The sequence below is a fragment of the Actinophytocola sp. KF-1 genome (genome assembly GCF_054661535.1).
The window spans coordinates 52,349-79,316 of sequence record NZ_BAAFVK010000016.1 but is presented as its reverse complement, the minus strand read 5'-3'; the positions used below and the strand labels follow the sequence as shown (position 1 = coordinate 79,316).

Here is a 26,968-nt window from a genome sequence, read left to right as displayed (position 1 = left end):
GCCTGCGTAAACATGCACGTGCATCCGGCGCGCGCGGCTCAGCCGAAGCTGGAGGACGGCTCGAAGTTCACGTCCCAACCCCTCGATAAAAAACCGGGTGGTAGGTATTCTTTCAGCGTGGCTCACATCACATGACACGCAGCCGCGGACGACATCTGGGCGGAGGATCGCCATGACTACCGTGCTCAACGAAAACCGGCGGGACTTACTCAACGGCTTATCCGAGTTGGGAGCCGGTGTTCTTTTCCAGCAGACTCTCCCGAGGCACCTCGTGCACCGGGCAGCGGTCTCCGAAGTCTTCCTGACCAACCTCGCCGCCACCCGTGACGGCGCCTTCCAGGTCGGCGCGCAATGGCCGCGCTCCCACCAGTTCTTCGGTCCGAAGTCGGACCTGCACGACCCGATGCTCCTCACGGAGACCATCCGGCAGGCGACGCTCGCGATCGCGCACGAGTTCTACGAGGTGCCGCAGGGGACGCACTTCGTCATGCACGAGATCTCCTACGAGATCACCGAGGAGGGGCTGCGCCTGGGGTGCCGGCCCGCGGACGTCGTGCTGACCGCCGTGGCGCACGGCATTCGCAAGCGTGGCAAGACGGTCGCGGGCATGACCATCGACTTCACGTGTTACCGCAACGATGTCAAGATCGGCTCCGGTGGGGTGTCGTTCCGGTGCATCACGGCGGCCACGTACGCGCGGGTCCGCGGCGACCACATCGACGCGACGATCGTGGCGGAGAAGCAGCCCGCGCCGGTATCGCCGCACCTCGTCGGGCGTTACCAGGACTGCGACGTCGTGCTCGCACCGTCCGCTGTGGACAACCTGTGGCTGGTGCGCGTGGACACCGAGCACCCGGTGATGTTCGACCACCCGGTCGACCACGTGCCGGGCATGATGGCCATCGAGGCGGCGCGCCAGGCCGCGCTCCTCGCGACCGGCAGCGCGGGTGGCGTGCCGGTGAAGGGGAAGTTCTCGTTCGATCACTACATCGAGCTCGACGAGCCGTGCGTGATCGCCGCGGACTCCGCGCACGCTCAGGGGGACGAGCGGAGCTCGGTTCGCGTGAAGTTCGAACAGAGCGGGCAGACCGCCGTGGTGGGGGATCTCGAGTTGCTCGCTCGCGCCTGAGCGCCTTCCGGCCCCCATGTGCGGCCGGTTTTCTTTTTCCGGTGCCGACCGTCAGCGGCGACGCGTCACACGAGTTCGCGCGACCACAACCTGTCGCGCCATTCAGATAATCGGCTGGTCCGGGTAGTCAGTGCGCCCGCACGAACTGCACGCACCGGTGTCGCCGCTCGCCCACCAGGCGAGCGCACCCGGACCGACCGGTCTGGTTCTTTCGACCGACCACCGATCTCGCTCCGGCGACCGATTGCCGTGCCGCACCCGCGCGCAGGACAATCGGAAGAACGTTGGATTGGGGCGCGAAATGGGCGAAGACCTGGGCTTTCCCGGCAACCGCGAGCTGCTTGAGCGGCAGCTCGCCAAGGCCACCACGCAGGTGCTGTTCCTGGCGCAGGACACCCCGGCGGGCAGCCACTCCCTGGCCGAACGCGCCGCGGAAATGATACGCGGCGTGGAGATCATGCCGGCCGAGGAACGTTTCTGGAACGCCGAACCGTCCCCGGCCGTGGTCGCCACCGCGGCCAAGGACGGCATCCCCCCGGACATCGCCGAGGCGTACGTCCAGGCGAAAACCGAGGTGAAGGCCATCCTGGCGGAGGCGTTCCCGAGCTGACCCACGGACGATCTGCCCTGGCTCGGCTGGGACCACGTTGGGGCCCTGCGCTGCCCGCCAGCGGTTCGCCCGACGCCCTGAGCCGCGCACACGATGCCACGATGCGCCGGTGCGCAAACGCCGGACCGACCCGGCCACCATCGTCGACGGCGCGCTCGCGCCGACCCGCGATCATCGGGGTAGCGACACCGTCGCGAACTACCGGTACTCAACCAACGTGCAGGTAGTGATCGACGCCGACACCCGCCTCGTCGTCGCCACCGGCAATCCGCAACCGGGCAACCGCAACGACCGCACCGTCCACTGCGAGTCCGGCATCGGCCAGCAACCGGCCGGTGACCGCCACCTCCGCAAGAAGCCAACAGGGCGGGAAGTGCTGGGTTCGCGCCTGACCAGCAAAAACAGCGTTTTGCCCGCCCCCAGGTACGTAACGTCGGCCCCCACCCGATCCCCGGGGGCCACCCGCCATGCCAGTCTACCAGTGGGGGCCGACAATTCTGGGTCGTCGCGCGGATCTGTGGATAACTGGTGTGGTTGTGGACAATCAGCGGTTCGTGTGCTGTGCTGCGAGGCGCTCCAGTAGCCGCGCCTGCCTGGTCACCAGGGCGTCGATCTTCTGCTGCAGTTCCGCGACTTCGCGGGTCAGGTCGGTGTGCGGGGGTGGCGCGGTGTTCGTGTGGATCGACTGCGCCCGGGTCCTCAGCGCGGGCCCCGGTTCGACGCCCAGCTCCATGATGAAGCGCTTCCGGGCCCGTCCGTACACCGCCAGCGCGTCCGACTGGCGGCCTGCCCGGCACAGCGCCTGCATCAGCTGGTCGTAGAACCGTTCGCGCAGCGGGAAGATCGTCGTCGACTCGGTCAGGTCGGCGATCACCTCGGCGTGGCGTCCCCTGGCCAGGCACGCGTCGTACAGCGCCTCCATCGCCGTCATGCGCAGCTCTTCCAAGGCTGACGCCTCGCCCGCGCAGATGTCACCCGTCACGCAGCCGTCCAGTGCCGGGCCCCGCCACAGGGACAGGGCCGTCCTCAGGAGTGAGGTTGGGTCGGGTGCTGTGCGTGATGCTGTTATCAGACGGGTGAACTCGGAGGCGTCGGTCTCGCCCTCGTTCAGGTGCAGGGAGTAGCCGGGTGGGTGGGTGGCCAGGCGGTCCTCCGCGCAGGTTGACGCGATGGTCTTGCGCAGCCTGCCGATGTGTGCCTGGAGGGCGTTGACCGCGTTCGCAGGCGGGGTCGTGCCCCACAGCTCCTCGATCAGCTTGGTCATGGACACCGTCCGGCCGGCCCGGACCACCAGCGTCGCCAGCAGGGCACGCCGCTTCGCGCCGCTCACGTGTATCCGGGCGCCATCGTCGTCCACGATCTCCAGTGGGCCCAGTATCCGCAGGCGCATCAGCCGCGGTCGCTCTTCGCCAGGCCGGTCTGGTACGCGTAGATCACCACGTGGACGCGGTTCCGCAGACCCAGCTTGGCCAGCAGGTTCTGCATGTGCGACTTGACCGTGTGCTCGGAGACCGTCAGGTCGTTGGCGATCTCGGCGTTCGACATGCCCTGCGCCACCAGCGCCAGCACGTCGCACTCCCGCTCCGACAGCCCCGCCTCCTGCGCGGGCCCCCGGTTCGCCAGCCGGACGACCTCGCCCCCTTCGTCCGCCTTCCGCAACGCGAAGCCCGCGGCGGCGACCCGTACCGCGGCGACCACCTCTTCGGGTGTCGCCCAGGCGGGTAGTGAGCCGCACACGCAGCCGTCGACGCCGGGGGCGGACTCGCCGTCCCGGACGCCGATGCTCAGCACCCGGACCACCCGACCGGTGCGGCGGATCGCGGTCAGGATCGGTGCGGCCTCCGCGTCGTCCACGCCGTGCAGCAGCACCACGTCGGGGTGACGCGTGGCCAGTGTGGCGAACACGCCGGGGCCCGGCCGGTGCTCACCGACGACGACCATGCCCGGCTCGTCGTCCAGCGCGGCCAGCACGCCCCGCCGTGCCAGGACGTCGTCGCCGACCACCTGTACGCGGATGCCGACCAACTCGTCGCCGTCCGCCGGGCTGGGGCCGGGCACCGGCGGCCAGTCGTCCTGGCGACGCAGGACCCGCACCGCGTGCCCGGCCACGGCCCGTAACGTCGGCGGATCCGTCGCGTTCGTCCACTGGTCCATCGGTCTCGCCTCGCCCCTGCTGTACACACTCCTCCGGCGATCTACACGCTACGGCGGGGCGTGCCGCGAGCGCGTTTTCGTTGAGCGGTCTTCAATCCAGCGGCGGTCTAGCCCTCGACCAGCGCGAGCGCGAAACCGTCGTAGCCCTTCTCGCCGACGGTCTGGACCATCGTGGCCGACACGCGGGGCTCGTTCGCGATCATCGTCGCCAGCTCGCGGGTGCCAAGCACGGCCGGGTCGGTGCTGGTCGCGTCGACCACCAGGCCGCTGCGCACCACGTTGTCGACGATGATCACGCTGCCCGGCCGCGAGTGGTCGAGCGCCCACCGGAAGTACTTCGGGTTGTTGACCTTGTCGGCGTCGATGAAGAACAGGTCGAACGGGCCCTCGTCCGCGATCGTGGGCAGCGTGTCGAGCGCGGCGCCGACCTTCACCTCGACGCGGTCGGCGAGGCCCGCGGCGGCGATGCTCGCGGTGGCGACCTCGGCGTGCCGGGGGTCGTACTCGAGCGTGATCAGCTTGCCGTCCGGCGGGAGCGCGCGGGCGAGCCAGATGGTGCTGTAGCCGGCGAGGGTGCCGATCTCGAGGATCTTGCGCGCACCGTGCACGCGCGCGAGCAGGTTGAGCAGCTTGCCCTGGTTCGGTGCGACCGAGATCTGCGGCAGCCCGGCCTTCGCGCCCGCCTCGAGCGCGCCGTCCAGCGCGGGATCCGCGCCGATGAGCAGGCCGGAGATGTAGTCGTCGACTTCTGTCCACACGCGTTGGGTCATGGCGCCATTATTCGCCGACCGGTCCACCCATGACGGCGATCAACGAGGCTGCCCGGTCGGCCTGTAGATGGGTTTCCCTCCGGGGGGCCTCGCCGGACGGGCTGCTCTCCGGGATGGCGGGGGTCGGTCTCGGGCTGGGTTGGCAAGGACTGGTGTCCGTGGGGTGATGGGGGCTTCGCCCGCTTCGCGGGTGCCGGGCGCTGCCCGCCCGGCATGCCGGGTCCAGCAACCTCATGCCGAGGTCGGCATTCCGGGGTCAGCTCACACCGCTCGCGCGCGCGATGGCAACCCCCACCCGATCCCGGGGGCCACCCGCCATGCCAGTCTACCGGTATCCACCGACAGGGGGACGGTTGTCGATCTTGGCTGTGGACAACCGGGTGGGCTGTGGACAACTCGGGCCCCGGCTGCGCGGTGCGGTGGCCCCGCGCTGCCGGGTTGCCCCGTCACTTCTTCGGGGTCAGGACGAAGACCGGGATCTCGCGGTCCGTCTTCTTCTGGTACTCGGCGTAGTTCGGGAACGCCGCCACGGCGATCTCCCACCACTTGGCCTTCTCCTCGCCCGTGACCTCGCGGGCGACCATGTCCTGTTTGGTCGCGCCGTCCTGCAGTTCGACCTCGGGGTGGGACTTCACGTTGTGGTACCAGACCGGGTGTTTCGGCGCGCCGCCCAGCGACGCCACGACCGCGTACTCGCCGTCGTGTTCCACGCGCATCAGCGGGGTCTTGCGGATCTTGCCGGTCTTGGCGCCCTTCGTGGTCAGGATGACCACCGGCAGACCGATCATCGTGTTGCCGCGGGTGCCGCCGGAGCTCTCGTACTCTTCGACCTGCTTGCGAGCCCGGTCGGACGGGCTCGGCTCGTACTCACCGTGCAGAGGCATGCCTCCAGTGAACACGAAGCCGGGCCCGCCCGCAGGGGACTCAGATCCGGTCACGCACCCACTGACCGGCGGGCTTCAACCGCGACGTGCCGGCGAACGGGCCGCTCGGGCAGGTGCCCTCGGTGAACACGGCACCGCTGCGGAAATCGTCCGAGAAGTTCCAGTTCGTCCAGCTGATCTGCTTCTGGGCGGCCAGGTCCAGGTAGCGCTGCGCCATCGCGAAGTCGTTCGGGCCGTCGCCCGTGTACTCCTGGGTGCCGAACTCCGTGATGAACATCGGGACGCGGTCCGCCGCGCGGGACAGCGCGTTCAGGTACTCGGTGCCGTGCGACGCGGCGTAGAAGTGGAACGTGTACATGATGTTCGACGCCCGCACCGGGTTGTTGATCACCTCGGACTCGTTCGCGCCGTCCGAGACGCCCAGGGACGACCACGCGCGGGTGCCGACGAGGATCGGGGTCTCCGGGTCGATCGCCCGGATCACCGGGATCAGCTGCTCGGCGTAGCCCTTGATCCGCGACCACGACACGCCGCTCGGCTCGTTCGCGATCTCGTACAGCAGGTTCGTCTGGTGGCCGTGCCTGCGCGCGATCTCCGAGAAGAACGTCTTGGCACGCGACAGGTTGTAGTACGGGTCGCCCGGGTCGAGCATGTGCCAGTCCACGATCGCGTACATGCCGCGCGCGGTCACCTTGTCGATGATCGACGACACCAGGTTCGTGTACCCGGCCGGGTCGGTCTCGTAGCCGCCCTCCTGGACGTACATCGAGATGCGCATGACCGACGCGCCCCAGTCGTTCGCGAGCGCGTCGAGCGACGCGTCGTTCACGCACTGGCGGTACCACTGCAGGCCGTGCGTGCTCATGCCGCGCAACTGCACGACCTGACGTTCGGCGTTGCAGAGCTTCACGCCGCAGACCTTCAGCTGGCCGTTGGCCGCGGCGAAGGTCCCGGCGGCGGGTTCGGCGGGCGCCGTCCCCGTCGGTACCACAAAGGACAGTGCGAGCAGGGTGAGCAGCAGGGCGGACAGTCTCTTCTTCATCCCCGACACAGGGGTCTCCTCTCTTGGCAGGGGTCAAGCGGTGGACCATGTGCGCAGTCGCCCCTCCGCGCCCGGCGTCGTGCCGAGCGCGTCGAGACCGAGCAGTGCCGCGCCGACCACGGGCGGGTCGGTCACGACGGTGATGCGTGCGAGCGGCGTGGCCGACGCCAGCCGGTCGCGGATCGTGTCGTGCAGCAGCGGGTCGCCGCCGCGGAGCACGCCGCCGCCGAGCACCACGGTCGCGGGGACCGCGACCAGCTCGAGGCGCCGCAGCGCCGCGATCGCGAGCAGCGCCACCTCCTCTCCTTGTCTGACCACAATGGACCGGGCGACGGGGTCGCCTGCCCGGGACGTCGCGAACACCACGGGTGTCAGGTCGCGCAGCCGGGCCGCGACCGACGGGTCGAGGTGCGCCGCCGCGGCGACGGCCGTGGCGGACGGCAGCCCGAAGTGCGCGGCGATGGCGCTGGTCAACGCCGTGGCGGGACCGCGGCCGTCCTCCGCGCGGGTCGCGTGCCACAACGCGGTGGGCCCCAGTTCGTCGCCACCGCCCCAGTCGCCGGTGATCGTGCCCAGCGCGGGGAAACGCACCATGCGCCCGTCGGCGGCGCGGCCCACGCAGTTGATGCCCGCACCGCACACCACGGCCACCGCGTCCGGGTCGGCCGTGCCCGCGCGCAGCAGCGCGAGCGTGTCGTTGTCCACGAGGGACTTGTCGGCCCAGCCCGCGGCGGCGACCGCGTCGGTGAGCATGGTCAGCTCGACCGGCAGGTCCGCGCCCGCGAGGTACACCGCGGCCAGCGCGATCCGGTCCGAAGAGGACAGCCCAGCCTCCGCCCGTGCGGTCGCGACGAGCGTGTTGAGCCGGGCCATGGCCACGGACAGGCCACCGGCGGTCTGGTGGTTGCTGCCCGGGCCGCGGGCGTGGCCGAGCACGGTCCCGGTGTCGTCGCACACCAGGACCTCGGTCTTGGAGTTGCCGCCGTCAACGGCAAGAAGGAGACTCACGACTCCCCCTCGCAGGCTCCGGGGAGCCGCTCGCGGTCGCCCTGCGCCTGATGATTCGCTCCGCAAGCTCCGCTCATGAGGCCCACGGCAGGAACTCGGCGTTCGCCGCCAGCAGGCGGTCGGTGAGCACGCGTGCCTTGTCGACCTGGCCGACGAGCGGGTGTGCGAGCAGCGCCCGGAACACCCGGTCCGCGCCGCCCTTCAACGCCGCCTCGACGGCCAGCTCCTCGTACCCCGCCACGTGCGCCACCAGTCCGGCCAGGTCCGGGGCGAGCGGCCCGGTCGGCAACGGGGTCGCGCCCGACTCGTCGACGTGGCACGACACCTCGACCACCGCCTCGTCCGGCAGGTGCGGGAGCGTGCCGTTGTTGCGGACGTCGACCGCGTGCGTGCCGGGCCGGCCGTGCAGCGACGCCAGCAGCCCGATCGCGGCCTCGGAGTAGAACGCGCCACCCCGCTCCGACAACAGCGACGGCTTCGTGTCGAGGGCCGGGTCCTGGTACATCGCCAGGAGCTCGCGCTCGATCTCCGCCACCCGGGCGCCACGCGCCGGCGCCGTCCGCTGCTCCTCGACGACCGTGTCGTGGCAGTAGAAGTACCGCAGGTAGTACGACGGCAGCGTGCCCGTGAGCAGCAGCTGCCCGGCGGGCAGGTCGAGGTGCTCGGCCAGGAAGTCGCCGTGGTCGGCGATCAGCTTCGGCAGCCGGTCGGTGCCGTCGACGACCGCCGCGCGTGCCCACGTCAGGTGGTTGAGGCCGACGTGGTCGAGCGTCACCGCGTCCGGCGCCACGTCGAGCAGCCGTGCGAGGGTCCGCTGGATGCCGATCGCCACGTTGCACAGCCCGACCGCGCGGTGCCCCGCGTCCAGGAGCGCGCGGGTGACGATGCCGACCGGGTTGGTGAACGCCACGATCCACGCGTCCTCGGGCGCGCGGCGCGCCACGTCCAGCACGACCGGCACCGTGCGCAGCGCCTTCGCCAGGCCGCCCGCGCCGGTCGTCTCCTGCCCCACGCACCCGCACTCGAGCGGGAACGTCTCGTCGCTGATCCGCGTGCGCTGCCCGCCGACCCGCAGCTGGACCAGCACCACGTCCGCGCCGTCCAGCCCGGCGTCCAGATCGGACGTCCACACCAGACGCGTCGCGCTCCCGTGGCGTGCCAGGATCCGGCGGCCGAACGACCCGACGATCGCCAGCCGGTCCACGGCGGGGTCGACCAGCACCACCTCGTCCACGGCGAACGGCAGGCGCGCGAACCCGTCGACCAGCTCCGGCGTGTAGGTGGACCCGCCCCCGACGACAGCGACCCTCATCCCTTGACCCCCGTCAACGTGACACCCTGGACGAACGCCTTCTGCGCGAGGAAGAACACGACGATCACCGGCGCCATCACGAGCAGCGTCGCGGCCATCACGAGGTTCCACTCCACGTGGTGCAGCGTCTTGAACTGCGACAACGCGATCGACAACGTCCAGTTGGCCTGTTCCTCGCTCGTGTAGAGCAGCGGCCCGTAGTAGTCGTTCCACGCGTAGAAGAACTGGAAGATCGCGGTCGCCGCGATGCCCGGTCTCGCCATCGGCACGACCACCCGCAGCAGCACCTGCCACTCCGAGCACCCGTCGATGCGGGCCGCGTCGAGCACGGCGTCCGGGATGGTCATCAGGAACTGCCGCAGCAGGAAGATAGAGAACGCGTCACCCACCAGCATCGGCAGGATCAGCGGCCACAGCGTCCCGGTCAGGCCCGCGTTCGACCACATCAGGTACAGCGGCACGGTCACGACCTGCGGCGGCAGCATCATCATGCAGATCACCACGACGAACACCGCCGTGCTGCCGCGCCACGTCAGCTTAGCCAGCGCGTACGCGGCCGGCACGCTCGACAGCAGCATGAACCCGGTCGCCAGCAACGCGTACGTCATCGTGTTGACGAGGTAGTCGAACATCGGCATCTTCGTGAAGATGTCGACGAAGTTCTCCGGGTGCCACGTCGTCGGCCACAGGTTCGACGTGAGCGCCTGGTCGCTCGTCATGAACGACATCAGCACCACGAACGCGAACGGCGCCAGGAAGATCAGCGCGGCCGCGATCGCGACGCTGTTGCGCGCCACCACGACCAGCCAGGGCTCGCGGACCATCGTGCCCCGGCGGGGCAGAGCCGGGCTGATCGTGGCGGTCACCGCGCACCTCCGGTGAACGCGCGGAACCGGCGCAGCAGCACCAGGGTGACACCGAACGCGACCAGGAACAGCACGACCGCGAGCGCGTTCGCGTAGCCCATGTCGTAGTAGCGGAACCCGGACACGTACAGGTGCAGCGGGTACGTCAGCGTCGAGTTCTCCGGGTACCCGAACGTCGAGGAGATCCCGCCGCCGGTCGTGGCCGTGCCCGACGCGACGCTCGCCGCGACCGCCGCCTGCGTGAAGTACTGCAACGTCTGGATCACCCCGGTGACCGCCGCGAACAGCAGCACCGGCGACAGCGACGGGAACGTCACGTGCCGGAACCGCTGCCACGCGTTCGCCCCGTCGATGGACGCCGCCTCGTACAGCGGTTTCGGCACGTCCAGCAGCGCGGCGAGGAAGATCACCATCAGGTCGCCGACCGCCCACGTGCCGAGCAGCACCAGCGACGGCTTCGCCCACCCCGGCGAGTCGAACCACAGTGGACCGTCCACGCCGAACCAGCTCAGCACCCCGTTCACCGGGCCCGTGGCCGGGTTGAACAGGAACACGAACGCGATGGTCGCCGCGACCGGCGGGGCGAGCGCGGGCAGGTAGAAGATCGTGCGGAAGAACCCGCCGCCCCGGCGCAGGGACACCAGCAGCATCGACGTCAGCAGCGCCGCCAGCATCCGCGCCGGGACGAGGATCAGCACGAACCACAACGTGTTCAGCGCCGCCTGCCCGGCCACGCTGTCCTGTGTGAACAGATACGTGTAGTTGCGCAGTCCCACCCACGTGGGCACCGTCAGCAGGTCGAACCGGGTGAACGAGAAGTACACGGCGGCCAGCAGGGGGTAGAGGAAGAACACCCCGATCCCGATCAGCGCGGGCGTCATGAAGCTCAGCACGGTCAGCCGGTGCCGCCAGCGCCGCGGCGCACGTCGTCGTGGCGGCCTGCTCGCCACGGACGGCGGCCGCTCCAGTACGGCGGTCACGTCAGCGCCCGAGCTCGAGCGCCTGGTCGATGCGCGTGTCGAGGTCCGCCAACCCGCCCGCCAGGTCCTTGTCGGCCCCGGACAGGTAACCGTTGATGAACTCCTGCGCCATCTCCACGTACTTCGGCCCGGACGCGTTCGGCGGCGTCGTCGAGGTCTCCGGGTGGGCGAAGATGTCCAGGAACACCTGGAACTTCTCGTCCGCCCGCAGGTCCGGTGACGCCAGCGCGTCGGAGGTGGTCGGCACGTTCTTGATCGCGTTCGACAGGCCCACGATCGCGTCGGTCTCCGTGGTCAGGTACTCGATCAGCGCCCACGCGGCCTCGGGGTTCTTCGAGTTCGCGGAGATGCCTGCGACGTTGCCGGTGACGAACCCGGCGCCGTACCGGTCGGCCTGGTCGTCGGCCACGGGCAGGGGAGCGGTGCCGAAGTCCACGTCCGGCGCCTGGTCCCGCAGGAACGCCACGCGGTACTCGCCGTCGACCGACATCGCCAGCTTGCCCTTGTGGAACGCGTTGTCGGCCGACCACTCGTCACCGAGACCCGCGGTGAACTTCTGCAGGTTGTCGTACCCGTACCAGTCGACGAGGTCCTTGTGCCACTTGAGCATCGCCTGCCACTGGGGGTCCGTGCCGATGGCGGACTTCTCGGCGGCGGTCAGCCACTTCGCGTCCCAGCCGGGCACGACGTGCTGCGGTGTGTGCTCGTAGAAGTTCAGCAGCGGCAGGAAACCGGCGACCTGGATCGTGCCGTCGGCCGACCGCTTGGTGAGCTTCTTCGCCATGGTCGCCAGCTCGGACATGGTCTTCGGCGGCGCGCTGTACCCGGCCTGCGCGAGCAGGGTCTTGTTGTAGTACAGCCCGTAGACGTCGGCGAGGAACGGCATCGCGCAGCGGCGGTCGTGGTAACTCGTGTACGACCGGACCGTCGCCGGGAACTGCGACAGGTCCACCTTGTCCCGCTCGATGTACGGGGTCAGGTCGCGCCACGCACCCGACGAGCAGAACTTGCCGACGATGTCGGTGGAGTACGACAGGCCGACGTCCGGACCCTTGCCGGACGAGATGGCCTGCAGCATCTTCGCGTCGTCCTGACCCGACGTGACCTTGACGTCGATGCCGGGGTGCGCGTCCTCGAACTTCGCGATCGCGTCGTCGATGGCCTTGGCCTCGCGGTCGGTGAAGAAGTGCCAGAACTCGACGGTGCCCTTGGCTTCCTGGCCCGCGGGGGCGACGTCGTCGGACGCGCTGTTGCCGGGGGTGCAGGCCGCGAGCAACAAGGCCGCGGCCACGATGAGGGGACGGCGGGACATGGGTGCCTCCTAGCGGCGGGAGAGCAGCGCGGTGCGGACCGCGGTGAGGGTGGTGTCGAGCGCGCCGAGCAGGACGGCGTCCTCGGTGAGACCGGTGGCGGCGATCTCGGTGTCCAGAACGGAAAGCTCGCGCAGCGCCACGCCGACGGCCTCGGCGAGCGCGGTGCCGCCTGCCTGGCCGACCTCACCCGCGAGGACGACCATGGCGGGGTCGAGCACGGCGACGACGGCGGCGATGCCGTAGGCGATGCGCGCGGCGAGCGGGCGCAGCAGCCGCTCGTCCGTCGCGGCGGTGGCCGCCCTGTCGGCTGCGACGCCGTGGGCACGGGCCAGCGCGAGGATGGCCGGGCCGCCGACGAGCTCCTGGAAGTCGCCGTCGGGGCCGGCGGGCATGTAGCCGATCTCGCCCGCGCCACCGCGCGCGCCGCGCAGGATCCGGCCGTTCAGGTCGATGCCGAGACCGAGGCCCTCCTCGCCGAGCCACAGCAGGGCGAAACTGTCGACGTCCTTCGCGATGCCGCGCGAGCGCTCGGCCGTGGCGGCCAGGTTCACGTCGTTGTCGACGTTCACCTCGGTCGCGAGCGCGGTGCGGATGTCGTCGATCAGGCCGGGCCGCGACCAGCCGGGCACGTCGACGTAGCGGATCGTGCCGTCGTGGTGGGCGCCGGGGACGCCGAGCTGCACGTGGTCGAGGCGGTCGACCGCCGCCTGCCGGGACGCCGTGCGCACGGCGTCGACGACCGAGCGGACCGGGTCGGCCTCGAGGTCGGTCGTCACCCGCGCGCGGACCTCGCCTGCGAGGTCGCAGATGGCCGTGACCAGCGTCGAGTCCTTCTCCTGCAGCGACACCGCGGCCGCGTACGCCGCGTCGGGGTTCACGTCGTAGATGTCGGCGTTGGGGCCGGGGCCACCGCTCGTGCGGCCCACGACCCGCGCGAGGCCCGCGTCCTGGAGGCGGCGCATCACGTCGGAGGTCGTCGGCTTGGCGAGACCGGTGAGTTCACGCAGGTCACCACGGGTCAGCGGGCCGCGTTCGAGCAGCAGGCGCAGCGCCGCGGACTCGTTGATCTCGCGGAGCAGACGGGAGGAACCGGCCTGTTGTGTCACGCCCTCGACCCTTCGAGCCATTGGTTAGGCAGTCTGTCTAACCATTCCCGGAGAAGGTAAGGCGGAGCGCAGACCCGAGTCAAGGGACGATCAGGGGTGGTGGGTCGCCAGGTCCTCGACGATCGTGCACGCGTCGGACACCGGGTCCAGGGAGTTCGCGTGCGTGGCGAGCTTGCCGAGCAGGGCTTTCAGCTGCGTGCGGTCGGCCGCGTCGAGGCTGGACAGCACGTGGCGCTCCGCGTGCGCGAGGCGGCGGTCGAGTTCGGCGAGGCGCTCGCGGCCGGTGTCCGTGGCGACGACGAGCCGCGTCCGGCGGTCGGCAGGCGCGGGTTTGCGGGCGACGAGGCCGGCGCGTTCGAGGTCGTCGAGCAGGTAGGTCATGACCGTGCGGTCGATGCCGAGGCGCTGGCAGAGCGCGGACTGGCTCTCCGGCGCCTCCTCGGTGGCGGCCTTGAGGATCTGGTAGCCGCGGTGGCTGCCGGGCAGGTCGCCGACCGCCGCGTCCGTCGCCTTCACGTAGGCGCGGAAGACCACGCCGAGCGTCCAGCCGAGGTCGCCGTCGAGTGCTGCCACCCCACGATGATAGCCGACACAGAACGTCTGTCGGACAGAACATCTGTGTGTAATATCGTCGGTATGCCAGACTACGGCCACGAACTCGAGTTCGGTGTCTTCCTGCCGCCCGCCGCCGACCGGTTCGGCGAGACCCTGCGGCTCGCGCGTCTCGCCGACACCGCGGGGCTGGACCTCGTCAGCCTCCAGGACCACCCGTACCAGGCGCAGTTCCTGGACACGTGGACGTCGCTGTCGGTCATCGCCGCCGCGACCGAGCACGTGCGGGTGTTCCCCAACGTCGCCAACCTGCCGCTGCGGCCGCCCGCCGTGCTGGCCCGCAGCGCCGCGAGCCTCGACATCATCACCGGCGGGCGCGTCGAACTGGGGCTCGGCGCCGGCGCGTTCTGGGACGCCATCGCCGGGATGGGCGGGCCGCGCCGGAGCGCGGGGGAGTCCATCGACGCGCTCGCCGAGGCCATCCAGGTCATCCGCGCGCTGTGGACGCCGGGCCGCGGCGCGAAGTTCGATGGCAAGCACTACACGCTGAAGGGCGCGCACCCAGGGCCGTTCCCCGCGCACGACATCGGGATCTGGCTCGGCGCCTACAAACCGAGGATGCTGCGGCTCACCGGCCGGGCCGCCGACGGCTGGCTGCCGTCGAGCCCGTACGCGCCGCCGGAGCAGCTCACGGAGATGAACCGGATCATCGACGAGGCCGCGGCGGAGGCGGGCCGGTCACCGGCGGACGTCCGGCGGCTCTACAACATCGGCGGCAGCTTTTCCGGCAACGGAGGGGAGTTCCTGCGCGGCCCGGCGAAGGTGTGGGTCGAGCAGCTGGCCGAACTCGCGCTCACCGAAGGGATGAGCGGGTTCGTGCTGATGGTCGACGCCGGTGGCGACGACGACCTGCGCCGGTTCGCCGAGGAGGTCGTGCCGGGCGTGCGTGAGCTGGTCGACCAGGAGCGGAACCTCGGCACCGCAACGGTTCCGGCGCCGGCCGTCGTCGAGGTGCCCGAGGGCCTCGGCGTGACCCCGACCCCGGACGACGGCACGAGGCTGTCGCCGGAACGGTTGTGGGACGAGTCGGCGCGGCCGACCGGACCCGTGCCGTCCCCCGGCGCGGTGTACACGGCCGCGGGGCGTGCGGGCAGCCAGCAGCTGATCGACATCCACGACCACCTGCGTGCCGAGCTGGCCAGGGTGCGGTCGCTGGTGAAGCAGGTCGCGGACGGCGCACTCGACGTCGGCGCGGCCCGCTCGGAGATCAACACGATGACCATGCGGCAGAACAACTGGACGCTGGGCGCGTACTGCGAGAGCTACTGCCGGCTCGTCACCGTGCACCACACGCTGGAGGACCGGCAGCTCTATCCGCAACTGCGCCGCGGCGACGCCCGCCTTGGTCCCGTCCTCGACCGCCTGACCGAGGAACACCACGTCATCCACGACGTGCTCGAACGCGTGGACGCGGCACTGGTCGCCACCGTCAGCGACCCGAAGGGCATCACCGAGCTGTCGGCGGCGGTGGACCTGCTCACCGACACCCTCCTGTCCCACCTGTCGTACGAGGAACGAGAACTGGTGGAACCCATGGCACGCCTACCGATCCGCCACTGACCCCGCCCGCGAGTCACGCCCTGGAACACCGCGAGTCGCGCTCTCGCGCACATCGAATGTGCGGTTTCGTGTCGATCTTGGTCCGCCGCGATCCCTTGGCGGGTGCACGAAACTGACAACTCGGTATGCGCGAGAGCGCGACTCGCGGTGTCTGGGGGTGGGTCAGCGCCACTCGCTGGGGCGGCTCTTCCGGCGGTCGGCCGGGCGGGTGTTCTTGTGTGCGGTGCTGGTGTTCATTGCATCTCCTCGTGGGTGATGGCCTGCCGGTCACTCGATTGGAGTCGCGACAGTGTGTTGCGGAGCCGTTACAGTGAGACCCCACTGCGGAGGGGAATCATGGTGGGTGGAAGAGAAAATTCCAACCCTGCCCAGGGGATGAAGCGGCTCTTGCCACGCCACTGGCGTCTATGGTCCCTCGCCAAGCCAGTCGTCGTATACATCCTTACAGTCGAATTAATCGCCATCTGTGCAGCGACGGGCACCATATCCCTGGTGCCCGTTTCCCGTATGCACTGGCTCTGGTTCGGCTTGCTGCTGCTCGGTTCGATCATCTACCTGGAGGCGGCGAGCGGGATCGAGCGCATCCGCGAGATGGGCGCGGAGGGCACGCCGTACGTGCACCTGCTGTCGGTGTGGTTGTTCGCCGGGGTGCTCCTGCTGCCACCGCCGCTGCTGTGCGCGCTGATCGCGTTGGGGTACCTGCACTCGTGGGCACGCGTGTACCGGTTCCGCGCGCTGGCGCACCGCAAGGTGTTCTCCGCCGCCACGGTCGTGCTCGGGTGCCTGGGCGGGTACATGGTGCTGCACCTGGTGTATCCCGACAGCGAGGTGCCGTTCGCGGCGGCGCTCGACGGGCCGAGCGGGCTGCTCGTGGTCGTCGCCGCGGGCACCGCCTACCGGGTGATCAACCACGGGCTCGTCGTCATCGTGATCCTCGCCACCAACCTCGACCGCCCGGTCCGGGCCGCGGTCGGGCCCGCGACGGACCAGCTGATGCTGGCGGGCGCGGTCGGTCTCGGCAGTGGGATCGCGGTGGTGATGACCGCGCGGCCGTGGTGGACGCCGCTGTTGATCGTCACCGTGCTCGCGTTGCACACCGGTCTGCTGATGCCGCAGTTCCGCGACGCCAGCCGCAGTGACGCGAAGACGGGGCTGTTCGACGCGGTGTTCTGGGCGAAGCTGGTGAACGACGAACTGGACCGCTCCGGCAGGCTCGGCGGCTCGCTCGGCGTGCTGCTGATCGACCTCGACCACTTCAAGCGGGTCAACGACCGCTACGGCCACCTGGCGGGCGACCTCGTGCTGCGCGCGGTCGCCGACGCGATCAAGCACGCGGTGCGCGGGCACGACATGGTCGGCCGGTACGGCGGTGAGGAGTTCGCCATCGTGCTGCCGGGGCTCGGCGCGGACGACGTGCGCGCCGCCGCGGAACGGGTGCGGGCCGCGGTCGCCGAGGTGGCGGTCACCGTGCCGGACCTGAACGGGGACATGCGGGTGGTCCGCGGGCTCACCGCGTCGGTCGGTGCGGCCGTGTACCCCGACCACGGCACGGAGCGGACCTCGTTGCTGCTGGCCGCGGACGCCGCCCTCTACGACGCGAAGACCGAGGGCCGCGACCGCACCCGCGTCGCGGACGCCGTGCGCCTGTCGTTGCCGGCCGCGCGCCGGTCACAGGAGTGGACGCGGCTCGGTCTCGTTCGCGACGACTCGGACAAGGTCTCGTAACCAGCGCTGCGCCGGGTCGTCGTCGAGGCGCGGGTGCCACGACATCAGGTACGGCATCGCCTCGACCTCTTCCGGCGCACGCACGACACGCAGCCGTGGATCGTCCACAGTGGCCGCCATGCGGGACGGGATCGTCGCCACCAGGCGGGTTTCCCGGACCGCGAGCACCGCGGCGGTGTGGTAGGGCACCGACAGCGCCGCCGTGCGGTGCGTGCCCATCTCGGTGAGCCGTCTGTCCACTGCGGACTGCTCGCCCCGCAGCACCTCCACGACGGCGTGCGCGGCGCCGGTGAACTCCGCCAGCGTCAGCACTTCCCGGTCCGCCAAGGGGTTGTCCGCCGCCATGAGGCACACGAACCGCTCCTCGAACAGCAGCTCGCTGCGCAGCGACGGGTCGACGGACACGGCCGCGAACGTGAGGTCCACGAGCCCGTGCGACACGTCCTGGAACACCCCGTCGTGCCACGGGTTGAACGTCACGGCCACACCGGGCGCGTCGCGGAACATCCTGCGCAGCAGCCCGGGCCCGAGCACGGAGGTCATGTAGTCGGTGGCCATGAGCCGGAACCGGTCGGTCGCGGTGGCCGGGTCGAAGCGCTCGCCGCCGAACAGGATCTCCAGCCGGGGGAGCACGGTCGCGAGCTCCCGCTGGATGCGTTCCGCACGCGGGGTCAGCTGGTAGCCGTCCCGCGTGCGGACGAGCAGTTCGTCGTCGAGGGTGTGCCGCAGGCGTTGCAGCGCCCTGCTGGTGGCCGGCTGCGAGAGACCGATCCGGTCGGCCGCGCGCGACACGTGCCGCTCCTCGAGCAGCGCGGCCAGCGCGACCAGCAGGTTCAGGTCGACGCTTTGCAGCCGGTTCGTGCGCACGACCCGCACGATCTCACGCCGCCGGGTGCAGCAGGTCCGCGAGGCCGATGCGGCGCAGGAACTCCGCGCGCACCCGGTCGGCGACCGCGTTCACGACCGCGGCGCCGTCGTCGGCCGGGTCGACGTGCACGCGGAACGGGCGGGTGCCCTTCGGCGCGTCGACGACCCGCACGATGGCCCGCGCGACCTCGGCGACGTCGGCGGTCGGCGGCTCGAGTTCCGCGAGCGCGGCGCCCACCTGGTCCATGAGGCCCGGGTAGCGGGGCTCGTACTCGGCCGCCACCGCGGTGTCCGCCGGGCTGCCGCTGTGCGCGAAGTGGTTGGTGCCGCTGGTGAACGCGCCCGGCACGATGATCGACGTCTCGATGCCGAAGCGCGCCAGTTCGAGCGCGTAGCTCGCCGCGAGCGCGTCCATGGCGGCCTTCGCCGCGAAGTACGGCGCCAGGTACGGCGGGGTGCCGCCGCGCGTGCTGGAGCTGCCGACCCACACGACCAGGCCGTCGCCGCGGGCCCGCATGGCGGGCAGGAGCTTGCGGTTGAGCCGTTGTGTGCCGAGCACGTTCGTGTCGTAGAGCGACGCGTACTGCTCGGGCGTGAACGCCTCGGCGGGGCCGGTCACCATGTGGCCCGCGTTGTGCACGATGACGTCCAGGTCCGGCAGGTCGAGCGCGTCGACGGACGCGTCGGACGTCACGTCCAGCTCGACCGGGATCAGCCCGTGTGCCCGGGCCTCCTCGGCTTCCGGTCGCGTGGCCGCGTTGCGCATGCCCGCGTACACGGTGTGCCCCGCGTCGGCGAGCGCACGAGCAGTCAGCGCGCCGAAGCCGCTGGACGCCCCGGAGATCAGGATCGCGGCTGACGCGCTGTTCGCTCCGCGAGCTCCGCTCATCACGCGATACCCCCGTTCGCGAACAGGACCTGGCCGTTGACCCAGCGGGCGGGCCCGGCGAGGAACGCCACGACCTCGGCGATGTCCTCCGGTTCGCCGAGCCGCTCCAGCGGCGCCGCCTTGGCGAGGCCGTCGATGACCTCTTGGGGCTTGCCGTCGAGGAACAGCGCGGTCGCCGTCGGTCCGGGCGCCACCGCGTTCACGGTGACGTCGCGGCCGCGCAGCTCGCGGGCGAGGATCAGCGTCATCGTGTCGACCGCGCCCTTGCTCGCGGCATAGGGCGTGTAGCCCGGCTGCCGCAGCCGCGTCACGGAGCTGGAGAAGTTGATGATCGCGCCGCCCCGGCGGACCTGGCGGGCCGCCTGCTGCGACACCACGAACGTGCCGCGCACGTTGGTGCGCAGGATGCGGTCCAGCTCGTCGAGCGACAGGTCGACCAGCGGGGTCGGGTTGTTCATGATGCCCGCCGCGTTGACCACGACGTCGACTCCGCCGAACTCCTGCTCGGTCCGGTCGAACAGCGCCGCGACGGCCTGCTCGTCCGCCACGTCGGCCCGCACCGCGATGGCGCGGCCACCCTTGGCGGTCACTTCCTCGACGGCCGCGTCCGCGTCCGCCGCACGTCCCGCGTAGACCACGACGACCGCGAAGCCGTCCTGCGCCAGCCGCGACACCGTCTGCCTGCCGATGCCCCGCGACCCGCCGGTCACGATGGCCACTCTCTGCTGTGTTTCGGTCATGCCCCCAGCGTGCGCCACGACCGACTATGTGTCCAATGCAACCTTTTGATGCTGACTATGCGTTGGACGCATTGAGCACGCGGTCGCGCCCGTTGGCCGCCCGCCACGTCCAGCCGATCGCCAGCACCGCGGCCACGCCGAGCAGGCCGGCGAAGCCGACGACCCGGTGCGGCGCGACGGCCTCGGCGGCCAGGCCCGCGAGCATCACGCCGAGCCCCTGCGCCACCTTCATCGCGGTCACGGCCAGTCCCAGCGCCTGCCCCCGCCGCTCGTCCGGGACCGCGAGCACGAACGACGTCGACGCGATCACCTGGTACGCGCTGCCCGCGCCGGACGCGACGAACAGGACGACCACCAGCACCAGGTGCGGGTCGACCAGGCACACCACGAGCGGCACGCACGACGCGGCCGCGAGCGGCGCCAGCAGCCGCAGCCGGATGGGCAGGGGAAGCCGCGCGACCACCAGCATGCCCGCCGCCGCCCCGGCCGCGAACGCCGCGAAGATGATCCCGACCAGCACCGCGCCGCCGCCGAGCGCGTCCGCGTACGGCACGGCAAGCGCCTCGCCCGCGATGTAGATCCCGGACACGCACGCGAACAGCACCAGCGCGCGCAACCGCGGGTCGGACCACACGAGCCCGGTGCCGCGGGACAGGTCGGACCACCACGTCCTGCGCACCACCGGCCCGTCGCCTCCCGGGACCGGCCGCGAACGCACCCACAGCCACACGACCGCGGCCGAGAACAGGAACGTGCCCGCGTCGGCCAGCAGCACCCCGCTCGTGCCGACGGTCGCGACGAGCGCGCCGCCGCCGGCGAACCCGAGCACCATCGCCGCCTGCGTGACGGTCTGCAGCACCGCCTGCCCGGCCGGGTAGAGGTCGTCGCCGAGCACCGCGGGCATCAGCGCGCCACGGGCGGCGGTCGCCGGGGCGCCGGCCAGCTGCACGCCGACCAGCAGCACGCACACCACCCACAGCGGCGCCCACGGCAGTGCCATGGCCGCGACCAGCAACGCCCTGGTGACGTCGACGGTCACCATCAGCCCGCGGCGCGGGTGGCGGTCGGCGAGACCGGACAGCAGCGGGCCGCCGACGAGGTCGGGCAGGAACGTCAGCCCGTAGGTGACCGCGGTCCACGCGGGCGACCCGGTGCGGGCGAACACCAGCACCGACAGCGCGACGCGCGCGAACTGGTCGCCGACGATCGACACGGCGTGGGCGGAGAACAACGCGCGGAACTCGGGGTTCCCGAACAGCACGCGATAGCTGACCGGCGAGTCGGTAGCCACAAGCCCTCCCCAGCACCCGCTACTTTCCGCCATCGTCCAGATACGAACGGTACTACGAGGTGAACCTCGCCGGACAGGGCTGAACGGACCCCGTTGCGTGAGAACATGGCCGTATGCGGTACCTGCTGCTCATCGGTGGCGAGGACGACGGCTCCGACCGGACGTCCCAGGAGGTGTGCGGCGAGGACGAGGCCGTCGCGTGGATCGAGGAGATGACGCGGCGGCGGGTGCTGCTCTCCGGTGAGGTCCTGCGGCCGCCCTCGGACGCCACGACCGTGCGGGTGCGTGACGGCGAGGTGCTGCTGTCCGACGGGCCGTTCGCGGAGACCAAGGAGCAGATGGGCGGGTTCAGCGTGATCGAGTGCGCGAACCTGGACGAGGCGCTGGAGATCGCCGCGTCGCACCCGGTGGCGAAGTACGGCATGGTCGAGGTGCGGCCGATCTGGGAGTGAACGACGCGGTTTCGGCCGCTTTCCGGGACGAGTGGGGTCAGGTCGTCGCCACGCTGATCGGGCTGACGGGCGACTTCGACCTCGCCGAGGAGTGCGCGCAGGACGCGTTCACGCAGGCCCTGGACCGGTGGCCGCAGGACGGGATCCCGCGCAAACCTGGTGCGTGGCTCACCACCACCGCCCGCAACCGCGCCCTGGACCGGTTGCGGCGCGAGAAGGTCGGCGCCGAGAAGCTGCGTGAGCTGGCGGCGCTGCCGTCCGGTGACGACGAGCCGCCGCCGGAGATCCGCGACGACCGCCTGCGGCTGATCTTCACGTGCTGCCACCCCGCGCTCGCCTTCGAGGCGAGGGTCGCGCTGACGCTGCGCACGCTCGCCGGCCTGACGACGGGCGAGATCGCGCGGGCGTTCATGGTGCCCGAGGCGACGATGGCGCAGCGGCTGGTGCGCGCGAAACGCAAGATCCGCAACGCGGGCATCCCGTACCGGGTGCCACCCGCCGAACTGCTGCCCGCGCGGTTGAACGCCGTGCTGGGCGTGGTGTACCTGCTGTTCAACGAGGGGTACGCCGCGTCGGAGGGCGAGGACCTGGTGCGGCGCACCCTGTCCGCCGAGGCGATCCGGCTCGGCCGGGTGCTGGTGTCGCAGCTGCCCGACGAGCCGGAGGCCACGGGACTGCTGGCGTTGATGCTGCTGCACGACGCGCGGACCCCGGCCCGCGTGTCGGCGTCCGGTGACCTGGTGACGCTGGAGGACCAGGACCGGTCGCTGTGGAACGCGGCGGCCATCGAGGCGGGCCTGACGCTGCTGGAGACCGCGCTGCGGCAGCGGAAACCGGGCCCGTACCAGGTGCAGGCGGCGATCGCGGCGTGCCACGCGACCGCGAAGACCGCCGAGGACACGGACTGGGCGCAGATCGCGGGGCTGTACGAGCAGCTGGGCCGGTACGTGCCGTCGCCGGTGGTGGCGCTGAACCACGCGGTCGCCGTCGCGATGGCCCACGGCCCCGCCGCGGGCCTCGAACTGGTGGATTCGCTGACCGGCCTCGACGGCTACCACCTGCTGCCCGCCACCCGCGCGGACCTGCTGCGGCGCATGGGCCGTGCGCCGGAGGCGGCCGCCGAGTACCGGGCGGCGCTCGCGCTGGCCACGTCCGACGTGGAGCGGCGCTACCTGTCCGGCAGGCTCGCGGAGGTTTCTCCGTAGGGGGTGTCGATCCGGGCGGCCGCCGTTCGTCGGTGGGCCGAGACGGATCGAAGGAGGACCCTGATGTTGACGAAGGCGTACGACCCGGCGGCGGCGGCGCTGGCCGCGGTGGCGGACTGGACGGCGCCGAGCCCGTGCGACGGCTGGACGGTGCGGGACGTGGCGAACCACCTGGTGGACGCGATGTGCTTCTTCGCGGCGGCGGTCGACGGCGGCCCCGACGCCTACCGCGGCGACGACCTCGTGCGTGCCTACCGGGACGCCGCGGACCGGTGCCTCGCCGTGTACGGGGACCCGGCGGTGCTGGCGGCGTCGCACCCGTTCCCGTTCGGCGACACCCCGGGGTCGGTGATCGCGCGGATCAGCGTGTCGGAGTCGCTGGTGCACGGGTGGGACGTGGCGCGCGGCGCGGGCGTGCCGTACACCCCGGCGCCGGAGGTCGTGGCGTCCGTTCTCGCGGAGGTCGGTCCGCCGCCCGCGGCGGGCATGTACGCGCCCCCGGTCGAACCCGCGTCGGACGAGCCCATGACGGTGCTGCTGGCCAAGCTGGGGAGGGTCGCATGAGCGTGTCGACGTTCGGTTCCGCCGACGACCCGGCGGTGCTGCTCATCCACGGCGCCGGCGCGTCGATGGACTGGTGGCCACCGGCGTTCTGCCGGATGCTGGCGGGCCGCTACGTGATCCGCTACGACCACCGCGACACCGGCGACGCGCCCAGCTACCCGCCGGGCGAGCCCGGGTACACGGGGATGGACCTGGTGACGGACGCGGCGGCGGTCCTGGACTCGCTGGGGGTCGAGGCCGCGCACGTGGCCGGCATCTCGGCGGGCGGCGCGATCGCGCAGGAGATGGCCCTGCGGTTCCCGTCCCGGGTGCTGTCCCTGACGGCGATGTCGACGACCGCCGGCCCCGGCGACCCGGACCTGCCGGGCATGCTCCCGGTCGAGTTCCCGCCGGAACCGGACTGGACCGACGACGCCGCGGTCGTCGAGTACCTCGTGGCGAGCCAGCGCGCCATGTCGGCGGAACCCTTCGACGAGGAGGAGATCCGCGCGATCGCCACGATCGCGGTGGCCAGGACGACGAACCACGAGGCCAGCCAGAAGAACCACTACGCGGTCGAGGGATCGGGCTCGTGGCGCCACCGGCTACCCGAGATCACGGTGCCGGCCCTGATCATCCACGGCGACTCGGACCCGCTTTTCCCGCTGCCGCACGGGGAAGCGCTGGCCCGCGAGATCCCGGGCGCCCGCCTGGTCGTCCTGCCGAACACGGGCCACGAGTTCCCGAGCCGCAACTGGCCGGTGGTGGCGAAGGAGGTCCTGGCGCTAACCGCGGGCGGCCAGGAACCGTGACCGGGCCTCGGCGAGGTCGACGATCGGCGCCGGGTAGCCCTTCACCGGCCGCTCCCACGGGCGGTGCACGCCTTTGCCGGCCACAGCGGACAGCTCCGGCACGTACCGCCGGACGTAGTCGCCGTCCGGGTCGAAGCGTTCCGCCTGCCGCAGCGGGTTGAGGACGCGGTTCGGGCGGGTGTCGGTGCCGGTGCCCGCGACCCACTGCCAGTTCATGCAGTTGTTCGCGACGTCGCCGTCGAGCAGGTGCCGGAAGAAGTGCGCGGCGCCCGCCCGCCAGTCCACGTACAGCGTCTTCGTCAGGAACGACCCGGTGATCAGCCGCGCGCGGTTGTGCATCCAGCCCTCGGCGAGCAGCTGCCGCATCCCCGCGTCCACGATCGGGATCCCGGTCTCCCCGGCCCGCCACGCCGCCAGCGCCTCCTCGTCGTCGCGCCAGCGGTCGCCGCGGGGCCGGTAGTCGTCGTGCGCGGCGCGTGGCCGGGCCGCGAGCACCTGGTGGTGGAAGTCGCGCCACGCCAGCTGCCGCACGAACGCCTCCGACGCCGACCCGCGGCGCGCCACCTCCAGCGCCGACACGCAACCCAGGTGCAGGTACGGCGACAGCCGCGACGTGCGGTCGGCGGCCAGCGCGTCGTGGTCGTCCGCATAGGACGCCGCCGACGTCCGCAGCCACGACGTGACCCGCTTGCGCGCCGCCGTCTCGCCGCCCGGGAAACCGTCGCCGCTGGCGGACAGCACGGCACCCGCGTGGATCTTCGGCACGGTGATCCGCGCCGGCTTCGGCGCCTCGTCCCGCCACCGGAAGTCCGCCCACCGCCGGTGGTACGGGCTGAACACTGAGAAGTGATCGGACCCCGACGGCGTGATCGCCCCCGGCGGCACGACCGTGTGCACGTCGTCGTGCACCACGAACTCGCACGGCAGCGCGTCCCGCAGCGCCTTCTCCCGCGCCCGCGCGAACGCCGACACGTCGCCTGCGATGTGGACCCGCGCGGCCCGCACCTCCCGCGCGACCGCGTACACCTCCCGCACCGGGTCGCCGTCCCGCACGACGAGCCGCCCGCCGAGCTCGCGCAGTGACGCGTCGAGGTCGGTGAGGGACTCGTTCAGGAACTTCCTGCGGCCCGCCGCGAACCCGCTGCCGGTGATCCGGTCGTCCCGCACGAACAGCGGCACCACCTCGTCCGCGCCGCGGACCGCCGCCGCGAGCATCGGGTTGTCCCGGACCCGCAGGTCACGGGTGAAGACGGCGACCGTGGCGGTCATCTACGCGTGGCCAGCGCCGACAGCGCGCACAGCAGGCCCCAGCCGCCCGCGATCGCCACGACCTTCTTCCGCTCCGGCCGTCCGGCCAGCGCCCGGCCCAGCACGACCAGGTCACCGAGGTCGGACGCGACCCGCACGCCCAGCGCGACCCGCATCGCCCCGCGCGACGGCGCGGCCGCCATCGCCACGCCCGATGCGAAGTCGCGGACGCCGAGCGTGCGGGTGAACGTGTGCAGGTTCTCCTCGTCCCTCGGCAGCCCGGACGGCTTCAGCAGCAGCTCGGGTCGTGCCGTGATCGCGGCGCCGTAGGCGGCGGTCGCGACGCCGAGCAGCCGGGGCAGCAGGAATCTCATGGTGTCGTCTCCTCGTGTTCGGCGGCGCCGGTGATGTTGCGCGCCATGCCGCCGAAGATGATGTCGTGGAAGGGCGCGATCGACTTCCAGTACACGTGCCCGGCCAGCCCGTGGGGTTCGAAGATCGCTCGCTGGCGGTACACCGACCCTCCGTTCTCGCCTGGTTCCGCGGACAGCTCGAGCCACGCACGGCCCGGTACCCGCATTTCGGCGCGGAGGCGCAGGAGGTTGGGTCGGTCGAGCCTTTCGACCCGCCACCAGTCGAGCGCCTCGCCGGTGTGCAGGCGGCGCGGGTCCTTGCGACCGCGGCGCAGCCCGGCGCCGCCTGCCAGCCGGTCGATCCACCCGCGCACCGACCACGCCAGCGGGAACGAGTACCAGCCGTGTTCGCCGCCGATGGCCTCGATGACCTGCCACAACGTCTCCCGGTCCGCGCTCGTGGCCAGCTCGCGGACGTCGGTGTAGACGCTGCCGCCGGACCAGTCGGGGTCGGTGGGCAGCGGGTCGGACGGCGCGCCCGCGTCGGACCAGCGGGTCGGCACGTCGGAGCGGCGGATCCGCGCGAGCGCCAGCTCGATGGCGCGTTCGACGTGGATCTCGTCGGGGTCGGGGATGTACGCGGCGATGTCGCGGTCCCGCGCCACGACCTCGTGCACCAGCGACTCGATGAGCGGCACGGCGATGCTGCGCGGCACGGGCGTGACGAGGTTGACCCACTGCGCCGACAGCCACGGCGTCAGCACCGGCACGGGCACCACGACCCGCCTCGGCAGCTTCGCGACCACCGCGTACCTGCGCATCATGTCGAGGTAGGTGAGGACGTCGGGACCGCCGATGTCGAACGCCCGGTTCACGTCGGCGGGCAGGCCGGCCGCGTGGGTGAGGTAGTGCAGGACGTCCCGCACGGCGATGGGCTGGATGCGGTTGTGCACCCAGCGCGGCGTGACCATCGCGGGCAGGCGCTCGGTGAGGTAGCGCAGCATCTCGAAGCTGGCCGACCCGGACCCGATGATCACCGCCGCGTTCAGCACGGCCGTCGGCACACCGGACGCCAGCAGGACCTCGCCGACCTCGCGGCGCGACGCCAGGTGGGGCGACAGCTCCTCACCGTCGGGTGCGATGCCGCCGAGGTAGACGATCCGCCGGACGCCCGCGTCGTGCGCGGCCGTCGCGAGCGTGGTCGCCAGCTCGCGGTCGTGGTCGACGAAGTCCTTCCGCTGCAGCGAGTGGACCAGGTAGTAGACGACGTCCTGCCCGTCCAGCGCCGCCCGCACCGAGCCGACGTCGGCGAGGTCCGCGCGCACGACCTCGGCGCGGTCCCGCCACGGCGTCTCCGCGAGCTTGCCGGGGTCCCGCGCGACCGCGCGCACGGCGTGGCCCGCCTCGAGGAGGGCGGGCACGAGCCGCCCGCCGATGTACCCCGTCGCCCCGAACACCACGCACCGCATTGCCCGATCGTCGTCCACCGGGCGCGAC

At 71.5% G+C, this 26,968-nt stretch carries 27 protein-coding genes and 1 pseudogene; 9 read left to right on the top strand and 19 right to left on the bottom strand.

Translation table 11 applies throughout. The features are described from left to right. Positions 1–172: 172 nt before the first annotated feature. The 3 genes and pseudogenes from ACYQ77_RS38070 to ACYQ77_RS38060 all read left to right on the top strand — a co-directional run. Positions 173–1,129, top strand: a complete 957-nt coding sequence (locus ACYQ77_RS38070) for a ScbA/BarX family gamma-butyrolactone biosynthesis protein (protein ID WP_459720833.1) — start codon at positions 173–175, stop codon at positions 1,127–1,129. Between the two features lie 130 nt (positions 1,130–1,259). After that, complete coding sequence (locus ACYQ77_RS38065) at positions 1,260–1,739, top strand: hypothetical protein (protein ID WP_459720830.1); 480 nt, start codon at positions 1,260–1,262, stop codon at positions 1,737–1,739. 103 nt (positions 1,740–1,842) lie between these two features. Further along, positions 1,843–2,076 (top strand): annotated as a pseudogene (locus ACYQ77_RS38060) (IS5/IS1182 family transposase); the annotation flags it as partial. Positions 2,077–2,283: 207 nt separating this feature from the next. Here the strand turns inward: ACYQ77_RS38060 and ACYQ77_RS38055 are convergent. From ACYQ77_RS38055 to ACYQ77_RS38000, 12 genes are all read right to left on the bottom strand, one after another. Beyond that, positions 2,284–3,096 carry an AfsR/SARP family transcriptional regulator gene (locus ACYQ77_RS38055; RefSeq protein ID WP_459720827.1) on the bottom strand — a complete coding sequence of 271 codons (813 nt, stop codon included), beginning with the start codon at positions 3,094–3,096 and terminating at the stop codon, positions 2,284–2,286. Between the two features lie 32 nt (positions 3,097–3,128). Beyond that, positions 3,129–3,893 (bottom strand): response regulator transcription factor, encoded by a 765-nt coding sequence (locus ACYQ77_RS38050; RefSeq protein ID WP_459720824.1) that lies wholly within the window; start codon positions 3,891–3,893, stop codon positions 3,129–3,131. Positions 3,894–4,000: 107 nt separating this feature from the next. Beyond that, positions 4,001–4,663, bottom strand: coding sequence for an O-methyltransferase (locus ACYQ77_RS38045; protein WP_459720822.1), 663 nt, complete (start codon positions 4,661–4,663; stop codon positions 4,001–4,003). A gap of 446 nt (positions 4,664–5,109) precedes the next feature. Further along, on the bottom strand, positions 5,110–5,547 hold the full coding sequence (locus ACYQ77_RS38040; protein WP_459720820.1) for a nitroreductase family deazaflavin-dependent oxidoreductase: 438 nt from the start codon (positions 5,545–5,547) through the stop codon (positions 5,110–5,112). A gap of 40 nt (positions 5,548–5,587) precedes the next feature. Next, on the bottom strand, positions 5,588–6,589 hold the full coding sequence (locus ACYQ77_RS38035; RefSeq protein ID WP_459720817.1) for a glycoside hydrolase family 5 protein: 1,002 nt from the start codon (positions 6,587–6,589) through the stop codon (positions 5,588–5,590). A gap of 33 nt (positions 6,590–6,622) precedes the next feature. Beyond that, positions 6,623–7,597: an N-acetylglucosamine kinase gene (locus tag ACYQ77_RS38030; protein ID WP_459720814.1), complete on the bottom strand. Its 975-nt coding sequence runs from the start codon at positions 7,595–7,597 to the stop codon at positions 6,623–6,625. Between the two features lie 73 nt (positions 7,598–7,670). Beyond that, the gene (locus tag ACYQ77_RS38025) at positions 7,671–8,909 is read right to left on the bottom strand and encodes a 6-phospho-beta-glucosidase (protein ID WP_459720812.1); all 1,239 of its coding nucleotides are present in this window, start codon (positions 8,907–8,909) and stop codon (positions 7,671–7,673) included. Beyond that, positions 8,906–9,775, bottom strand: a complete 870-nt coding sequence (locus tag ACYQ77_RS38020; RefSeq protein WP_459720809.1) for a carbohydrate ABC transporter permease — start codon at positions 9,773–9,775, stop codon at positions 8,906–8,908. The genes ACYQ77_RS38025 and ACYQ77_RS38020 overlap by 4 nt, the downstream gene beginning before the upstream one ends. Continuing rightward, a complete protein-coding gene (locus tag ACYQ77_RS38015; protein ID WP_459720806.1) occupies positions 9,772–10,755 on the bottom strand; it encodes a carbohydrate ABC transporter permease in 984 nt (327 codons plus the stop codon). Before ACYQ77_RS38015 ends, ACYQ77_RS38020 begins: the two co-directional genes overlap by 4 nt. Before the next feature lies 1 nt (position 10,756). Further along, positions 10,757–12,067 (bottom strand): ABC transporter substrate-binding protein, encoded by a 1,311-nt coding sequence (locus ACYQ77_RS38010; RefSeq protein ID WP_459720803.1) that lies wholly within the window; start codon positions 12,065–12,067, stop codon positions 10,757–10,759. A 9-nt stretch (positions 12,068–12,076) separates the two neighbouring features. Then, positions 12,077–13,174 carry an ROK family transcriptional regulator gene (locus ACYQ77_RS38005; RefSeq protein ID WP_459720800.1) on the bottom strand — a complete coding sequence of 366 codons (1,098 nt, stop codon included), beginning with the start codon at positions 13,172–13,174 and terminating at the stop codon, positions 12,077–12,079. A gap of 90 nt (positions 13,175–13,264) precedes the next feature. Beyond that, on the bottom strand, positions 13,265–13,747 hold the full coding sequence (locus ACYQ77_RS38000; protein ID WP_459720798.1) for a MarR family winged helix-turn-helix transcriptional regulator: 483 nt from the start codon (positions 13,745–13,747) through the stop codon (positions 13,265–13,267). 63 nt (positions 13,748–13,810) lie between these two features. On the opposite strand from ACYQ77_RS38000, the gene ACYQ77_RS37995 reads away from it, so the two are divergent. Both ACYQ77_RS37995 and ACYQ77_RS37990 read left to right on the top strand, forming a co-directional pair. Continuing rightward, positions 13,811–15,346 (top strand): LLM class flavin-dependent oxidoreductase, encoded by a 1,536-nt coding sequence (locus ACYQ77_RS37995; RefSeq protein ID WP_459720795.1) that lies wholly within the window; start codon positions 13,811–13,813, stop codon positions 15,344–15,346. Positions 15,347–15,838: 492 nt separating this feature from the next. Further along, positions 15,839–17,071, top strand: coding sequence for a GGDEF domain-containing protein (locus ACYQ77_RS37990; RefSeq protein WP_459720792.1), 1,233 nt, complete (start codon positions 15,839–15,841; stop codon positions 17,069–17,071). On the opposite strand, the gene ACYQ77_RS37985 is transcribed toward ACYQ77_RS37990, so the two are convergent. The 4 genes from ACYQ77_RS37985 to ACYQ77_RS37970 are packed head-to-tail and all read right to left on the bottom strand — an operon-like array spanning position 17,015 to position 20,858. Beyond that, entirely contained in the window at positions 17,015–17,938 is a 924-nt protein-coding gene (locus ACYQ77_RS37985; RefSeq protein ID WP_459720789.1) for a LysR family transcriptional regulator, read from the bottom strand. The genes ACYQ77_RS37990 and ACYQ77_RS37985 overlap by 57 nt on opposite strands. A 13-nt stretch (positions 17,939–17,951) precedes the next feature. Then, positions 17,952–18,827, bottom strand: coding sequence for an SDR family NAD(P)-dependent oxidoreductase (locus tag ACYQ77_RS37980; RefSeq protein WP_459720786.1), 876 nt, complete (start codon positions 18,825–18,827; stop codon positions 17,952–17,954). After that, complete coding sequence (locus ACYQ77_RS37975) at positions 18,827–19,567, bottom strand: SDR family oxidoreductase (protein ID WP_459720783.1); 741 nt, start codon at positions 19,565–19,567, stop codon at positions 18,827–18,829. Before ACYQ77_RS37975 ends, ACYQ77_RS37980 begins: the two co-directional genes overlap by 1 nt. A 55-nt stretch (positions 19,568–19,622) precedes the next feature. Then, positions 19,623–20,858, bottom strand: a complete 1,236-nt coding sequence (locus tag ACYQ77_RS37970) for an MFS transporter (protein ID WP_459720781.1) — start codon at positions 20,856–20,858, stop codon at positions 19,623–19,625. Between the two features lie 113 nt (positions 20,859–20,971). Between ACYQ77_RS37970 and ACYQ77_RS37965 the strand changes: the two genes are divergently transcribed. From ACYQ77_RS37965 to ACYQ77_RS37950, 4 genes are all read left to right on the top strand, one after another. Beyond that, on the top strand, positions 20,972–21,310 hold the full coding sequence (locus ACYQ77_RS37965) for a YciI family protein (protein WP_459720778.1): 339 nt from the start codon (positions 20,972–20,974) through the stop codon (positions 21,308–21,310). Beyond that, complete coding sequence (locus ACYQ77_RS37960) at positions 21,301–22,515, top strand: RNA polymerase sigma factor (RefSeq protein WP_459721182.1); 1,215 nt, start codon at positions 21,301–21,303, stop codon at positions 22,513–22,515. Before ACYQ77_RS37965 ends, ACYQ77_RS37960 begins: the two co-directional genes overlap by 10 nt. Before the next feature lie 63 nt (positions 22,516–22,578). After that, on the top strand, positions 22,579–23,079 hold the full coding sequence (locus tag ACYQ77_RS37955; protein WP_459720775.1) for a TIGR03086 family metal-binding protein: 501 nt from the start codon (positions 22,579–22,581) through the stop codon (positions 23,077–23,079). Beyond that, positions 23,076–23,870 carry an alpha/beta fold hydrolase gene (locus tag ACYQ77_RS37950; RefSeq protein ID WP_459720772.1) on the top strand — a complete coding sequence of 265 codons (795 nt, stop codon included), beginning with the start codon at positions 23,076–23,078 and terminating at the stop codon, positions 23,868–23,870. Before ACYQ77_RS37955 ends, ACYQ77_RS37950 begins: the two co-directional genes overlap by 4 nt. Here ACYQ77_RS37950 and ACYQ77_RS37945 read toward each other — a convergent pair. Genes ACYQ77_RS37945 through ACYQ77_RS37935 form a run of 3 tightly spaced genes read right to left on the bottom strand, consistent with a single transcriptional unit; the run spans position 23,844 to position 26,940 of the window. Further along, positions 23,844–25,139 carry a cryptochrome/photolyase family protein gene (locus tag ACYQ77_RS37945; RefSeq protein ID WP_459720770.1) on the bottom strand — a complete coding sequence of 432 codons (1,296 nt, stop codon included), beginning with the start codon at positions 25,137–25,139 and terminating at the stop codon, positions 23,844–23,846. The genes ACYQ77_RS37950 and ACYQ77_RS37945 overlap by 27 nt on opposite strands. Next, positions 25,136–25,492, bottom strand: a complete 357-nt coding sequence (locus ACYQ77_RS37940; protein ID WP_459720767.1) for a hypothetical protein — start codon at positions 25,490–25,492, stop codon at positions 25,136–25,138. The genes ACYQ77_RS37945 and ACYQ77_RS37940 overlap by 4 nt, the downstream gene beginning before the upstream one ends. After that, positions 25,489–26,940 carry an SDR family oxidoreductase gene (locus ACYQ77_RS37935; protein ID WP_459720765.1) on the bottom strand — a complete coding sequence of 484 codons (1,452 nt, stop codon included), beginning with the start codon at positions 26,938–26,940 and terminating at the stop codon, positions 25,489–25,491. The genes ACYQ77_RS37940 and ACYQ77_RS37935 overlap by 4 nt, the downstream gene beginning before the upstream one ends. Between the last annotated feature and the right edge of the window lie 28 nt (positions 26,941–26,968).

What these genes read in the sequence shown, in the direction of transcription:
- ACYQ77_RS37945 (WP_459720770.1), bottom strand. Translation starts at nt 25,139, where the DNA reads ATGACCGCCACGGTCGCCGTCTTCACCCGTGACCTGCGGGTCCGGGAC.
- ACYQ77_RS37940 (WP_459720767.1), bottom strand. Translation starts at nt 25,492, where the DNA reads ATGAGATTCCTGCTGCCCCGGCTGCTCGGCGTCGCGACCGCCGCCTAC.
- ACYQ77_RS38070 (WP_459720833.1), top strand. Translation starts at nt 173, where the DNA reads ATGACTACCGTGCTCAACGAAAACCGGCGGGACTTACTCAACGGCTTA.
- ACYQ77_RS38025 (WP_459720812.1), bottom strand. Translation starts at nt 8,909, where the DNA reads ATGAGGGTCGCTGTCGTCGGGGGCGGGTCCACCTACACGCCGGAGCTG.
- ACYQ77_RS38010 (WP_459720803.1), bottom strand. Translation starts at nt 12,067, where the DNA reads ATGTCCCGCCGTCCCCTCATCGTGGCCGCGGCCTTGTTGCTCGCGGCC.
- ACYQ77_RS37965 (WP_459720778.1), top strand. Translation starts at nt 20,972, where the DNA reads ATGCGGTACCTGCTGCTCATCGGTGGCGAGGACGACGGCTCCGACCGG.
- ACYQ77_RS37935 (WP_459720765.1), bottom strand. Translation starts at nt 26,940, where the DNA reads ATGCGGTGCGTGGTGTTCGGGGCGACGGGGTACATCGGCGGGCGGCTC.
- ACYQ77_RS38050 (WP_459720824.1), bottom strand. Translation starts at nt 3,893, where the DNA reads ATGGACCAGTGGACGAACGCGACGGATCCGCCGACGTTACGGGCCGTG.
- ACYQ77_RS37975 (WP_459720783.1), bottom strand. Translation starts at nt 19,567, where the DNA reads ATGACCGAAACACAGCAGAGAGTGGCCATCGTGACCGGCGGGTCGCGG.
- ACYQ77_RS37980 (WP_459720786.1), bottom strand. Translation starts at nt 18,827, where the DNA reads ATGAGCGGAGCTCGCGGAGCGAACAGCGCGTCAGCCGCGATCCTGATC.
- ACYQ77_RS37955 (WP_459720775.1), top strand. Translation starts at nt 22,579, where the DNA reads ATGTTGACGAAGGCGTACGACCCGGCGGCGGCGGCGCTGGCCGCGGTG.
- ACYQ77_RS38045 (WP_459720822.1), bottom strand. Translation starts at nt 4,663, where the DNA reads ATGACCCAACGCGTGTGGACAGAAGTCGACGACTACATCTCCGGCCTG.
- ACYQ77_RS38040 (WP_459720820.1), bottom strand. Translation starts at nt 5,547, where the DNA reads ATGCCTCTGCACGGTGAGTACGAGCCGAGCCCGTCCGACCGGGCTCGC.
- ACYQ77_RS37995 (WP_459720795.1), top strand. Translation starts at nt 13,811, where the DNA reads ATGCCAGACTACGGCCACGAACTCGAGTTCGGTGTCTTCCTGCCGCCC.
- ACYQ77_RS38035 (WP_459720817.1), bottom strand. Translation starts at nt 6,589, where the DNA reads ATGAAGAAGAGACTGTCCGCCCTGCTGCTCACCCTGCTCGCACTGTCC.
- ACYQ77_RS37950 (WP_459720772.1), top strand. Translation starts at nt 23,076, where the DNA reads ATGAGCGTGTCGACGTTCGGTTCCGCCGACGACCCGGCGGTGCTGCTC.